Raw genomic sequence first — 12,605 nt, 5'->3', positions numbered from 1 at the left:
CGCTGATTCGGGGCGACGCGGGGGATCGTCCCGAATCAGCCTTCCAGGCCGCTTCCGTCGCTTCCGTCGGCGGGGCCGCGTCCGGCCCGGCCACGGCCCCGCCTGCACCAGGCCACCACGACCGCCGCGATGCCGGTGACGGCGATGAAGGCCATGGCCCCCAGGAACGGCACCGAGGTCGGCGACGTGGCGTGACTGCCCGCGATCACATAGGCGGCCGTGGTGGGGACGACGCCCACCCCCGTCGCCAGCAGGAAGGGGAGCCAGCCCATCCGGGAGACGGCGGCACAGTAGTTCGCCGCGGCGAACGGCACTCCGGGGAAGAGCCGGATGGCCAGCATGGACCGGAAGCCGTGCCGGCTCAGCTGCCGGTCGGCGGCCTTCAGCCAGCGCCCCCGCAGCAGCGGCCGCAGCGCCTCCTGCCCCAGCAGCCGCCCCAGGCCGAACGAGACGGCCGAGCCCAGCACCGTCCCCACGACGGCCGCCGCCGTGCCCAGCGGGGCCCCGAACAGCGCGCCCGCCGCGATGCTGAGCACCGGCCGCGGCACGAACGCCGCCGTGCACAGCCCGTAGGCCGCCGCGAACAGCACCAGGGCGGTCCCGCCGGACAGGTGCGTCGGCCAGCCGCCGGTCAGCAGCCGCTCCGGCCGCAGGACCAGCACGCCCGCCACCGCGCCGCCGAGCAGCGCGAGCAGCAGCCCCAGCCGGAACCACGGCGAGCGCAGCGCCCGTACGCAGCGCGCGGCGAGGCCCGGGGAGGGAACGGCGGTGTCGAGCATCGAAGGAGCGTAACCGACACCGGCCGTCGCGCGGGCCGAAACTCACGTGCCCTGGCGCGGGGCCCGGCCTAGGGTTGCTGCCATGGAAGAGCGGAGGGAAGGGGCGTTCGAAAGGGCTGATCAGATGGCGTTGTTCGTGGCGGGCGAACGCCGGGCGCGGCTCGCGCTCAGGCAAGGGCATCTGGAGAAGGTACTGACCGCCCAGCAGCTGAAGATGGTCATCCGCCATATGACCCAGACATGGATGGACGGCTTCCGGCTCGGCCTGGCGCAGCACGCCGCCGACGGAGAGCCCCCCTAGCGGGACGAGGAACGCCCGCGATCCCCGACAATGAACGGGTGGACGCATCGATACCCGTGAGCCGTGACGTGGACTGGGGCACCGCCAAGCTGATGCCCGACGTGGACCGGCAGCGGGCCTGGCTGCTGACCGTGAACGGCGCGCCCCAGTCGTACGTCGACCTCGACGACCCCACCCACCTCGAGTTCGAGTACGCCCGCAGGCTCGCGCACGTCCTCGACACGACCGGCGAGCCGGGCGCCCCGCTGGACCTGCTGCACCTGGGCGGCGGGGCGCTCACCCTGCCCCGCTACGTCGCCGCCACCCGGCCCGGCTCCCGCCAGCGCGTGGTCGAGGCCGACCGCGGCCTGATCGCCCTGGTCGCCGAGCACCTCCCGCTCCCCGCTGGATCGGGCGTCGAGGTGACGGCGGGGGACGCCCGGGCCTCGCTGGAGGCCGCTCCCGACGACTCCGCCGACGTGATCGTCGCGGACGTCTTCGGAGGCTCGCGCGTGCCCGCGCACCTCACCTCGCTCGAGTACGCCCGCACCGCCGCGCGCGTGCTGCGTCCCGGCGGCCGTTATGTGGCCAACCTCGCCGACGGCGCGCCGTTCGACTTCCTGCGGGGCCAGGTGGCCACGTACGCGGCCGTCTTCCCCCACCTGTGCCTGATCGCGGAGGCCCCGATGCTGCGGGGCCGCCGCTTCGGCAACGCCGTGCTCGTGGCGGCGGACACCGAGCTGCCCCTCGCCGTGCTCGCCCGCCGCGCCGCCGCCGACGCCTTCCCGGCCCGCGTCGAGGACGGGCCGGGCCTGGCGCGGTTCGCCGCGGGGGCCGCGCCGGTGGGCGACGCGGACGCGGTCGCCTCGCCGGAGCCGCCGGGCGGCTCGTTCGGCATCGGCTGACGGCGAGGGGCGGCTCGGAAGGACCGCGGCCCTCGGAAGGACCGCGGCCCTCAGAAGGACTGCGGTCCTCAGGAGGACTTCAGCGGCCGCAGTGTGCTCATGATCTTCTTGATGGTCTCCTCGGGTACCTCGTCCTTCTCGGACTTGATGCCCGCGAAGATCCAGGTGTTGAGGTCGCCGGTGTCGTCCTTGTAGGCCACCGCGTACGCCTTGCCGTCGCTGGAGCACTTGTGGCTCTTGGGGACGTCGGTGGCCGTGGTCATCGCGGTGAAGCCGGTGATGCCGTGATCGCTCTTGAAGGCGGAGGGCTTGCCGATGTTGAGGTGGCCCTGCTTCTTCTGGTCGAACATCGCCCAGGCCCAGCTCGCGGCGGCGTTCTCCGCGGCCTCCTCAAGGTTCTTGGCGCCCTGGGCGCCCTTGGCCCCGGTGATGCCGGCCTCGTGGTTCAGCTGGATGCCCTTGTCGTTCGTCCTGACGCACCGGGTCTCCTGGAAGTAGGCGGGGGAGGACATGGCCTCGGCCATGCCGTCCTTGTCCTTGCCGGTGTCGTCCGGAACGATCACGCCGGTCCCTGTGGACGCCACGCTCCACTCGGCGGGCACGTCGAAGACCACGTGCCGCTTGGGGTTCTGGACCGCCTTCCAGCCGCTGATGACCGGCTTGACGTCGCCGCCCGCCCGCGGGTTGTCCTCGCCGCCTCCGCCCGGCGAGGACGAGGCGGGCACGGACGCCGACGGCTTGGCGCTCTCCTTGGCCTCGGTCGTCTTCTTGTCGTCCTTCTCGCCGCCGGTGAGGACGACCGCGCCGGTCACCCCGGCCGCGATCACCACCGCCACGGCCGCCGAGATCGCGATCACCGTGGTGCGCTTGTTGCGGCCGTCGCCCGGCGGCCGCGGCCCGCCGGGCGCGCCCGGCCCGGCCCACTGCCCGGGTGGCGTCACCGGCCCCGCCGGCCCGGGCAGCTGTCCGCCCTGCTGGTAGGGGTTCGGCTGCTGGTGTCCCGGCTGCTGGTAGGGGTTCGGTTGCTGCGGGTAACCGGGCTGCGCGTACGGGTTCCGGTTGGGGTCCTGCGGGTTCTGCTCGCCCCCGGGCGACTGCTGTCCTGGCCACATGGCGGATAACCCTAGAGGGTGCGGCGCCGCTTGTGATCCGTACCCCTTCCCGGGTGTGCTACCGGCTGGTAACTTACCGGCATGTCCGAAACCCTGCCCTCGATCGGCGAGGCCCTCGCGGCCACCGTGCCCATGGTCCGCACGCTCAACCTGACCTTCGGTGAGATCACCGCGGAGCGCGCCGTCATCCACCTGCCCGACCAGCCCGAGTACCACAACCACGTCGGCGGCCCGCACGCCGGAGCGATGTTCACCCTCGCCGAGTCCGCCAGCGGCGCGATCGTCCTGGCCGCCTTCGGCTCCGAGCTCTCCCGCGCCGTCCCGCTGGCCGTGCGCGCCGAGATCGGCTACAAGAAGCTCGCCATGGGCCCGGTCACCGCCACCGCCGTGCTCGGCCGCCCGGCCGGCGAGGTGATCGCCGAGCTGGACGCCGGCGAGCGCCCGGAGTTCCCGGTGCACATCTCCATCACGCGCGAGGACGGCGCCGTGACCGGCGAGATGACCGTCGTGTGGACCCTGCGGCCGAACAACAAGTAGCTGCCGGCCCGGGAAGGCGCTGATCTGCCGCTTCCACGGGGCACAGTGAGGTCACACTGCCGTACGGGGCCGTGGGTCTGTGTTTCACAGACCCACGGCCCCGTTCCCGTTCGTCCTGCCATCCCAACTGCCCTGGCCGTCTTGCCCGGCGAGGGCGCGGGCGGCGCGCAGCAGGCGTTGCCCGCACTGTTCGAGGTGTGAGGCGAGTTCGGGGGTGCCCTCGATGGTGTCGGTGGAGCCGAGGTCGATGCCGAGGAGCTGTTCGGCGATATGGAGGGGGTTGTCGGCGGCGAGGGCGATGGTGCTGGTGTGGTCGTCGACCGGGTGGACGCGGCCGGGAAGGGACCAGGTGCGCGCCCGTACGGTCGTTGCGTCGGCCGGGACCACGGCGTGGAAGGTGTAGCGGGCGGGGGCGGCGGCCAGGCGCGCGGCGACGTAGGCGGCCGCGTCCGCGGCGGGCAGCGCGCGAGGGGCGACGCGGTGGCCGGTGGGGGCGGGGTCGGTGAGGCGGTCGACGCGGAAGAGGCGCCATTCGTCGAGGTCGGTGTCGTAGGCGACGAGGTACCAGACGGGAGTGGCGGCGACCAGGGAGTGCGGCTCGGCCCGGCGTGCTCCGGTCTCGCCGGAGCCGGTGCGGTAGGTGAAGGTGACGGTCTCGTGGTCGCGGCAGGCGGCGGCCAGGGTGGCCAGGACGGTGGGGTCGGCCGTCGGGCCGGTGCTCCAGGGGACGGGGAGCGGGGCGGTGGTGGCCTGGATCGCGGTCACCTGGTGCCGCAGGCGGACGGGCAGGACCTGTTCGAGCTTGGCCAGGGCGCGCACGGCGGTCTCCTCGATGCCGGCGACGCCGCTGGTGGCGGTGCGCAGGGCGACGGCGATGGCCACGGCCTCCTCGTCGTCCAGGAGGAGCGGGGGGAGGGCGGCCCCGGCGGCCAGGCGGTAGCCGCCGGCGGTGCCGGTGGTGCCCTCGACGGGGTAGCCGAGACCGCGGAGCCGGTCGATGTCGCGGCGGATGGTGCGGAGGGTGACGCCGAGCCGTTCGGCGAGCTCGGTGCCGGACCAGGTGCGGCGTGTCTGAAGCAGGGAGAGCAGGCGCAACATGCGGGCGGGCAGGTCCTGGGTCATGTTTTCCAGGCTGCCAGGCATTGGTGACGCGAGGTGTCCTAAAGGGCCTCTAGCGTGGGAAACGTCCGGATGTTCCGCGCAGATGGGAAAGATCATGATTACTGGGGTGAACACGGCCACCGTCTGGGTGCTCGACCAGGACTCGGCCAAGGCGTTCTTCACCGACAAGCTCGGCCTGGAGGCGCGCATGGACGTGCCGTTCGGGGAGAGCATGCGCTGGGTCACCGCGGGTGCCAAGGGCCAGCCCGAGGTCCAGATCACCCTGATGGTCCCGGGTCCGCCGATGATGGACCCCGAGTCCGCCCAGCAGCTCACTTCGCTGCTCGAAAAGGGTGTCCTGATCGGCTGCACCTTCACCGTCGAGGACTGCCACGCGGCCTTCACCGACCTGTCCGCACGGGGCGTGACCTTCCTCCAGGAGCCGCAGCCCAGGCCGTGGGGCATCTCCGCGACCCTGCGCGACGACTCCGGAACCGTGCACGAGATCCTCCAGCCCCACCACCAGGGCGAGGAAGCGGCCGGTCAGAGCTCCTGACCGCGGCCGGCACGGCAGCGTACGGCTCCGGCTGCCGGGAGGGCGATCCCGTCCTTCCGGCACCCGGCGGGTGGCCGCACCGGCGGCCGGCGGAAACGATGACCACAGCGGGCCCTCCCGGGCTGCCCGACGACAGGGTGGAGTCATGGCTTACGACGAAGTACTCGCGGAACGCGTGAGGGAACGGCTGGAGCCGGAGGGGGTGGTCGCGAAGAAGATGTTCAGCGGTCTGACCTTCCTTCTCCAGGGAAACGCGCTGGCCAACCTCTACGACGAGGGCCTGATGGTGCGCGTCGGCAAGGAACGGACCGACGAGGCCCTGGAGCATCCCGGGGCCAGGCCGCTGGTGATGCGGGGCAAGGAACAGCGGGGGTGGGTCGTGCTGGCGGAGGAGACCCTCGACGACGACGTTCTGGACGGCTGGCTGCAATGGGCCATGGACGTCACCGCAGAGCTCCCGCCCAAGTGATCGCGTAGCTCGGAACAGCCGCCGCCGGTGCCTGCCGGGAGGCGCCGTTGTCGCGTCAGAGGCGGCTGTCGTGCTGGGGGGCGGGGGGCAAGGGGGTGAGGAGACGGCGCAGGCAGGTCTCGATGTCGGTGCGGGTGGGGGTCTGAGTGCCGGCGAGGCCGCGCAGGGTGAGGCCGGTGATGGCGACGGCGGCCGTGGTGGCGGTGACGGGGTCCGTGTAGTGGGCGAGGGCGTCGATGGTGAGCTGGATGTACTGATCGGCGATGGGGCGCAGGGCCGGCCGGCGCAGGGCGGCGAGGTAGAGCTCGAATTCCAGGACCTGCTGGTCGCGCTGGGGGCCGAAGCAGTCCAGGAGGACATCGGTGAGCAGGACGGTCAGCTGGTCGGCGGTGAGGCCGGGGCGGCGGGCGGCCCAGTCGGTGAGATAGGCGGCGTAGCGGTCGACGGCGCGCTGGAGGGCCGCGGTGATCAGGTCGTCCTTGGTGGCGAAGTGGTAGGTGGTCGCTCCCAAGGGGACGCCGGCCTGCTCGGCGACGGCGCGGTGGGTGAGGCCCTCGATGCCGCGCTCGGCGATGACTTGCTCGGTGGCCGCCGTGATCTCCTCGATCCGCTTCTGAGGGTCACGTCGGCGGCGGGCGGGCTGATCGGCGGGCATGTCCGGTCCTCTCCATTTGAGACGCTTCAACATTACAGTACATGTGTACTTCTTCGCCCGCCGCGCCCCTCCCCACCACAGGCCTCCACGTAGGGGTGCCGCGACGCCTCGGAGCGTTGTGGCCGGGGCGCCCATGCGGCACAAAAAAGGCGAGATGTCCGTATTGCGCAACCTCTCGTCACTCCTGTACGGTACTAATGTACTGAACGGCGGAGGCGAGTGCCCCGCGATGTTCCGCAAGACGGGCGGCCGCTTCTGAAGGCCTCCGCAATTCCCCCCCAAGCTCAAGGAGTGCCCCTCGTGAAGGCTCCCGCTATCGCCCCCTGCCTCGGCGTGAAGGACACCAGCGCGTCCGTCGGCTTCTACGAGAAGCTCGGCTTCACGGCCCTGCCGGCCGGTGACGACCCGAACGACGACATCCGCTCGCTGCTCTTCGGCGACGAGTTCGCGCTCATGGTCTACCGCGACGCGCACCTGCGGGACTGGCTGCCGGTCCTGAAGGACTCCGCGCCCGGCGCGTTCGGCATGTTCTACCTGGCCGTCGACGACTTCGACGCCTACGTCGCCAAGATCCGCCCCCTGGTGAACGCGGTCAAGGAGATCGACCACGACGGCCAGCGGCTGTTCTACTTCGCCGACCTCGACGGCTACATCATCGGCGTCGTGCAGAAGCAGGAGTGGTGAGCATCATGACCACGACCGCAAACCCCGCAGCCCAGGCCAAGGTCGCCTCGTACGCGTTCTGGGCCCGCGACGGCAAGGAACTCGCCACCTTCTACGCCGCCGCCCTCGGCTTCCAACTCGTGCAGGAATACCCGAACGAGGAAGGCGTGCCGACCGCGTTCCTGGTCAGCGACGCCGACGGTAGCGTCCTCTACACCTTCTACACCGCCCGTGACCACCAGGCGCCGAACTGGCCGCAGGACGAGCTGCCCTTCCACCTCGACCTGTCCTTCGACGACGTCGAGGCCGGCGAGAAGCGGCTGCTCGAGCTGGGCGCGACCAAGCCGGACCACCAGCCCGGGGGCGGACAGTGGACGGTCCTGCTCGACCCGTCGGGCCAGCCGTTCTGCATCAGCCCCGCCGCCAACTGGCAGTACTGACATCCCCTTTGGGCTCCGGGGTCGGGCCCTGCCCTGCCTGTGGCCCGGCACCGGCCCCCGCGCCTCCCGCCCCTGGTGGCTGCCGGCCACGAGCACTTCAACCTCAGCCTCGTCCGCTGACCGCGCCGCCCCCCCCGCAAGCCCGAAAGACCCGCACGATGACCACCCTGCGCCGTATCACTCCCGCCGAACGCCGCCTGCGCCTGGCCGCACGGCACCTGCTAGCCCCGGCCCGCCGGGCCTCGGGCCCGCAGGAGGTGACGGAGGCCCTCATAGGTCTGCACGCCACCGACCCCGCCACCGTCTTCCTCTCCGCTGCCGCGCGCATGCAGGCCCCCACGGCCGCGGTCATCGACCACGCCCTCTACGACGCGACGCCCCCGCTCGCCCGTATCCGGTGCATGCGCCGCACCATGTTCGTCACGCCCCACCACCTGGCACCCGTCCTCCACGCCGCCACCGTCAAGGACGCCGGTCGCAGCCGCGATGCCGCTGTGGAGCACCTGCGCGCCACGCTGGGCTGGTCACCGGCCCGCTACGCGGCCGTGGAGAAGGCCGCGCTCGCCGCCCTGACCTCCCGCGGCCGGGCCACCGCCGCCGAACTCGCCACGGACATCCCCGACTTGCGCGAGGACTACGCCGTCAACGCCGGTAAGTCGTACGAGACCCGCCAGCGCGTGAGTGCCCCGATCCTGGGCACCCTCGCCGCCGAAGGGCGCATTCGCCGGACCCGCCCGGCCGGTTCGTGGACCTCCGCGCAGTTCCGCTGGGAGCAGGCCGAACCGTTCCCCGCCATGCCCGCGGCCGAGGCGAAGACCGTGCTGGCCCGGCACTACCTGGCCGCGTTCGGGCCCGTCACCGCGGCGGATGTGAAGTGGTGGACGGGCTGGACGCTGACCGACACCCGCAAGGTCATCGCCGCCACCGGCGCCGAAGCCGTCGAACTCGACGAGGGCACCGGCTACCTCCTCCCCGAGGACAACCAGCCCCCGGCCGGCAGCGAGCCGGAGCCGTGGGTGGCCCTGCTGCCCGGCCTGGACCCCACGCCCATGGGCTGGCGTCACCGCGACTTCTACCTCGACCCCGACCACACCCCGGCCCTCTTCGACCGCAACGGCAACATCGGCCCCACCATCTGGGCCGACGGCCGCATCATCGGCGCCTGGGCCCAGCACCCCGACGGCCACATCAACCACCGCCTCCTGACCGACCCCGGCCGCCACACCCGCGCCCTCATCAACAACGCCGTCCAGCGCCTGGCCATCTTCCTCGACGCAACCCGCGTCACCCCCTGCTACCGCACGCCCGTCGAACGCGAACTCGCGGCCGCACGCCCCGCTCGCCACGGCTGAAGCAGCGGCATCGCCGACCACCACGGGCCACAACACCTCGCCGAGTCCCGGCCCATGGCCCTCCCCTCCGTCGCCGCCCTGCCGACGCTGCCCGGGCGTCTCGGCACGCCCGCACCCCTCGCGCGGGCGGCATCACCGGAAAGAAAGCACCGCCATGTCCCGCTCCCCCCACCCCGCCATATCCGGCGCGCCTGCCGGCTCCTTTCTCGGAGGGTCCCCGCTCCGGGAACAGGCGGCCGTAGGGGCACCGGCGATCGTCGGGCTCGGCCTCGGGCTGTGGGGGATCACGGGCCCCTCCGCGTGGACCGACGAAATCGTCACCATGGACGTGGCGCACCGCTCCGGACCGCGACTGATCGAGCTGCTGGGACACGTGGACGTGGTTCATGGCCTGCACTACGTACTGGTGTATCTGCTCGGGCAGGCCGCCGGGGTCAACGAGCTGACGGTGCGGCTGCCCTCCGCGATGGCGGTGGCCGTCGCGGCCGGCGGCCTCGGGTGGCTGGGACGGCTGCTCGGCGGCCGACGCCTCGGGCTGTACGCGGGGTTGCTGCTCGCCGTCATGCCCACCGCGTCACGGTACGCACAGGAAGCCCGTTCCTTCCCCTTCGTCATGGCCGTCGCGGTACTGGCCACGGGCGCCCTGGTGAAGACCCTGTCCGGTTCCGGCAATGCCCGGTGGCCGGCCGGCTACGCCGTACTGATAGCCCTGCTGGGCTGGTTCAACGTGATGGGGCTGCTGCTCGTGGCCGCCCACGCGGTCACCGTGGCCCTGCGACGTCCCGGCCGCCGCAGGGCCGTACGCCTGCTGATGGCCCAGGCCGTGGGCATCACCGCCGCCGTCCCGTTGCTGCTTCTCGGATTCCGGCAGCGTTCCGCCGTGGGCGAAGCCGCACCGGTCACCGCCGGAACCCCGTTCAGCTATCTCACCTGGCTGCTCACCCCGGGGCAGGACACCCTTCCCAGCGTCCTGAAACTCCTGCTCGCCCTCACGGCCCTCGCCGCCGTAGCCCTCCTCGTGGCCCGTCGACATCAGGCTCCGCCCCTGCTCCTCGCCGTCGGTGGGCCCTGGCTGGCCGTACCCCCGCTGCTCCTGCTGGCCGTCTCCCTCGGCCGGCCGCTCTTCGCCTACCGCTACCTGCTGTTCTGCATGCCCGCCCTGGCCCTGCTGCTCGCGGCGGCCGCGACCGTCCTCCTGCCGCGCGAGCGGCTGCTGTTCGCGCTCCTGCTGGCCGCCCCGATCGCCGTGTCCCACCTCGCGATACGCCAGCAGGACAGCCGCCCCTGGGACACCACCGCCATACTCACCACCCTGCGCAGCCACGCCGCCCCCGAGGACGGCGTCCTCTTCAGCGGCGGCCGCTGCGAACTGATCGCTTCCGCCTACCCGGAGGTCTTCGCCCACCTCCCCGACCTGGGCACGGCCAAGACGGCCGCCGAGCGCGGCACTCTGGACAACCTGCCCGCCGACCCGGCCCTCCTGCACCGCCGCCTCGCCCACGCGCCCCGCGTCTGGCACATCACGTGCCGCCACCTCTCCGCCGGTGCCTGCCAAGCCGCCACCCGCTCCGCAGCGGCCCAGCAACAGGCCCTCGCCGGCGCCGGCCTGGCTCCGGCCCACCACCGCAGTGCCCGCGGCCTGGAGATCACCCTCTACCAACGCTGACCCGTCGCCGGAAGACTGTCGGGCCGTCGAGGCGGGTTCCAAGGGGCCAGAGGACCGTCGTGTGGACCCTGCGGCCCAACGCGTAGTCCCGTGGCGTGACCGCCGGTACAGGTGAAGGCCCCACCCGAGGGATCGGGTGGGGCCTTTTGTGTGTGCGGGGGGCGCCGGCCTGTGTGGGGGAGTGCCGGCGCTTCCGGGTCAGGAGCTCGCGATGTCCGCGATGACCAGGGCGGTGACCACCCCGCGGAACCCCCACGGCGGGTTGTTCCTCGCGTCATTGGGGTGGTTGCGCCGGAGCAGGGTCAGCCTGACCGCGCCGTCGTCGTCCTCGTTGGTGCTCGGCACTAACTCCAGCTTGACCTGGTCGAGGGCCATCGAGCAGTGGGAGGGGTTGCCGTCGACCAGCACCTCCATTTCGAACGACTGAAGAGCCACCTGAAGGACCGGCTTGCCCTTCTCGTTGCGGCGGACCGTCCCCGGGACCGCGAACCCCTGGGGCTTGATGTACGCGCCGGCCATGGGTGCCCTGTTCACCTCGAAGGTGACGGTCTTGAACGCGATTGGCATTGCTTTCCCTTTCGCCGGGTCGGCCCTTCGCCGACTGCCCTTCATTCGTACCGGCTTCCGGAGACGCTTGTCATATCGGCGCTCGGTCCCCTGCTCGGATTTAGCCGCTTCCACACTGTTCGGTTTCCCCTGCTGAACGCGCTCTTGACAACCGAGAGAAACCCGGTATCCCGCAAAGGTTTCCCTGTGATCGCCCCGTGAAAAACTCGCCGAAAAGCATGGCTTGATGCGTGCGAAGCATGCCGTAATGGTTAATTCCGGTTTGCGTTCACGGGTGCCCGTCCGGTTAGAGTCCGATTCTGTCCGGACCAGACGACAGGAAGGCGGAAGAATGACTCTCGCAATCAGGCAGGGCTTTGTGCCCACTGTGCGACCGGGGGGCTCGGCATCCTTCACCGTCGATGTGACATCGGATGTCCGAATCAGCGGTCAGAAGGAATGGATCGCGGTGACATTCCCCGACGGCGTGACATTTCCCGATGGTGGCGAGGTCCACTACATCGTCGGCCCTGCGAAGATCAACATACCGCTGGACCCCAGGTGGGACCCGCAGTCCCGGCAGCTGCGGTTCGAGAGCGAGCTACACCTGAACGACGGCACGCCGGAGCAGAACGGGTTCTATTCGATCGATGTGCGGGCGCTGCCGGATGCGGCGCCCGGGCTGCGAAAACTGGATGACGCGCTGGAGATCGCGGGCGTGAAATCCAGTGTGGAGTTCGAGGTCGCCGATGCGCGCCCGACGGAAAACCTCATCAAGAACGGTGGGTTCACCGAAATCCAGTTCGCGGCGGACGGGAAATGGGAGCCCAATCAGGGTGTTCTTTACGCGCGGAGGACTCGTGTTCTCGATTCCTGGAGTGTGGGCGCCTATCAGGGCTACGGCAAGTGGGTTCCCTCCCGGACGGGCACGCCCGGCGCGCTGATCGACCTGATCGGCGGGGAAAAGGACGGGCACTTCCCGCAGGACCGCGAACACCCCTTTGTCGCCGGCGAGAACATCGTCGACATCGACGGGGACAACGCGTGTGGGTACATCGAGCAGTCCGTCACGGTGACTCCCGGTTCCTGGTACGAGCTGTCGTTCTGGACGGGGTATCACCTTCTGAAGGTTCCCGGGGAGCCCGCATTTCTGCGGGCCGACGTGCGGTACGGCGCTCCGGGCTCCGGGACCGTATTGATCTGGGAGGACTACGTCCAGTACTACGGCGGAAAGGGTGCCGTCTCCTCCCAGGACCTCCGGAAGAAAATCAATGACCCGCTCTGGCGCAAGCGCCGGCTGCGGTTCCGGGCCCCGCAAGGTGTCGGCGAAGTGACCGTTCGATTCGCCAACCCGGGCCCCTCGGGCTTCGACAAGGAACTGCCCGCCAACCCGGGCGGTCAGAACGGCATGCTTCTCGCCCACGTCTGGCTCGGCCCCTCCGTGCCGGACCCGGATGTCGCGCGGTAGGCGACCCGCTCCGGACTCCGGTTGCCCAGTCGATATCCGGCTGGGCAGCCCCTCCCGGTCCGGATCACAGGCGGCC

15 protein-coding genes are annotated in these 12,605 nt (G+C 71.2%); 10 read left to right on the top strand and 5 right to left on the bottom strand.

All coding sequences use genetic code 11. From position 1 onward, the window contains the following. Positions 1-35 precede the first annotated feature (35 nt). Positions 36-779, bottom strand: a complete 744-nt coding sequence (locus AB4K12_RS29505) for a TVP38/TMEM64 family protein (protein ID WP_368437699.1) — start codon at positions 777-779, stop codon at positions 36-38. Positions 780-861: 82 nt separating this feature from the next. On the opposite strand from AB4K12_RS29505, the gene AB4K12_RS29500 reads away from it, so the two are divergent. Beyond that, positions 862-1,080 carry a hypothetical protein gene (locus tag AB4K12_RS29500; RefSeq protein WP_368437697.1) on the top strand — a complete coding sequence of 73 codons (219 nt, stop codon included), beginning with the start codon at positions 862-864 and terminating at the stop codon, positions 1,078-1,080. Between the two features lie 38 nt (positions 1,081-1,118). After that, positions 1,119-1,964, top strand: coding sequence for a spermidine synthase (locus AB4K12_RS29495; RefSeq protein WP_368437695.1), 846 nt, complete (start codon positions 1,119-1,121; stop codon positions 1,962-1,964). 68 nt (positions 1,965-2,032) lie between these two features. Here the strand turns inward: AB4K12_RS29495 and AB4K12_RS29490 are convergent, their stop codons facing one another. Continuing rightward, on the bottom strand, positions 2,033-3,076 hold the full coding sequence (locus AB4K12_RS29490; RefSeq protein WP_368437693.1) for a hypothetical protein: 1,044 nt from the start codon (positions 3,074-3,076) through the stop codon (positions 2,033-2,035). Between the two features lie 81 nt (positions 3,077-3,157). Between AB4K12_RS29490 and AB4K12_RS29485 the strand changes: the two genes are divergently transcribed. Beyond that, on the top strand, positions 3,158-3,613 hold the full coding sequence (locus AB4K12_RS29485; RefSeq protein WP_368437691.1) for a DUF4442 domain-containing protein: 456 nt from the start codon (positions 3,158-3,160) through the stop codon (positions 3,611-3,613). 84 nt (positions 3,614-3,697) lie between these two features. Here the strand turns inward: AB4K12_RS29485 and AB4K12_RS29480 are convergent, their stop codons facing one another. Continuing rightward, entirely contained in the window at positions 3,698-4,735 is a 1,038-nt protein-coding gene (locus AB4K12_RS29480; RefSeq protein WP_368437689.1) for a helix-turn-helix transcriptional regulator, read from the bottom strand. A gap of 106 nt (positions 4,736-4,841) precedes the next feature. Here AB4K12_RS29480 and AB4K12_RS29475 point away from each other — a divergent pair, with 106 nt between their 5' ends. Continuing rightward, complete coding sequence (locus tag AB4K12_RS29475) at positions 4,842-5,270, top strand: VOC family protein (RefSeq protein WP_368437686.1); 429 nt, start codon at positions 4,842-4,844, stop codon at positions 5,268-5,270. A gap of 145 nt (positions 5,271-5,415) precedes the next feature. Further along, complete coding sequence (locus AB4K12_RS29470) at positions 5,416-5,739, top strand: TfoX/Sxy family protein (protein ID WP_368437684.1); 324 nt, start codon at positions 5,416-5,418, stop codon at positions 5,737-5,739. Positions 5,740-5,794: 55 nt separating this feature from the next. Here the strand turns inward: AB4K12_RS29470 and AB4K12_RS29465 are convergent, their stop codons facing one another. Continuing rightward, on the bottom strand, positions 5,795-6,394 hold the full coding sequence (locus AB4K12_RS29465) for a TetR/AcrR family transcriptional regulator (RefSeq protein WP_368437683.1): 600 nt from the start codon (positions 6,392-6,394) through the stop codon (positions 5,795-5,797). Between the two features lie 300 nt (positions 6,395-6,694). Here AB4K12_RS29465 and AB4K12_RS29460 point away from each other — a divergent pair, with 300 nt between their 5' ends. From AB4K12_RS29460 to AB4K12_RS29445, 4 genes are all read left to right on the top strand, one after another. Beyond that, positions 6,695-7,078 carry a VOC family protein gene (locus AB4K12_RS29460; RefSeq protein ID WP_368437681.1) on the top strand — a complete coding sequence of 128 codons (384 nt, stop codon included), beginning with the start codon at positions 6,695-6,697 and terminating at the stop codon, positions 7,076-7,078. A gap of 5 nt (positions 7,079-7,083) precedes the next feature. Then, a complete protein-coding gene (locus AB4K12_RS29455) occupies positions 7,084-7,497 on the top strand; it encodes a VOC family protein (protein WP_368437679.1) in 414 nt (137 codons plus the stop codon). Between the two features lie 158 nt (positions 7,498-7,655). Further along, positions 7,656-8,849 (top strand): winged helix DNA-binding domain-containing protein, encoded by a 1,194-nt coding sequence (locus tag AB4K12_RS29450; protein ID WP_368437678.1) that lies wholly within the window; start codon positions 7,656-7,658, stop codon positions 8,847-8,849. A gap of 154 nt (positions 8,850-9,003) precedes the next feature. Further along, on the top strand, positions 9,004-10,515 hold the full coding sequence (locus tag AB4K12_RS29445) for a hypothetical protein (protein ID WP_368437676.1): 1,512 nt from the start codon (positions 9,004-9,006) through the stop codon (positions 10,513-10,515). Positions 10,516-10,713: 198 nt separating this feature from the next. On the opposite strand, the gene AB4K12_RS29440 is transcribed toward AB4K12_RS29445, so the two are convergent. Further along, entirely contained in the window at positions 10,714-11,082 is a 369-nt protein-coding gene (locus AB4K12_RS29440; RefSeq protein ID WP_368437675.1) for a hypothetical protein, read from the bottom strand. Between the two features lie 331 nt (positions 11,083-11,413). Here AB4K12_RS29440 and AB4K12_RS29435 point away from each other — a divergent pair, with 331 nt between their 5' ends. Next, a complete protein-coding gene (locus AB4K12_RS29435) occupies positions 11,414-12,529 on the top strand; it encodes a hypothetical protein (protein ID WP_368437673.1) in 1,116 nt (371 codons plus the stop codon). Positions 12,530-12,605 lie beyond the last annotated feature (76 nt).

This window comes from Streptomyces sp. C36, from assembly GCF_040932295.1.
GTDB lineage: Bacteria > Actinomycetota > Actinomycetes > Streptomycetales > Streptomycetaceae > Streptomyces > Streptomyces triculaminicus.
This window is presented reverse-complemented; position numbering and strand designations above follow the sequence as displayed.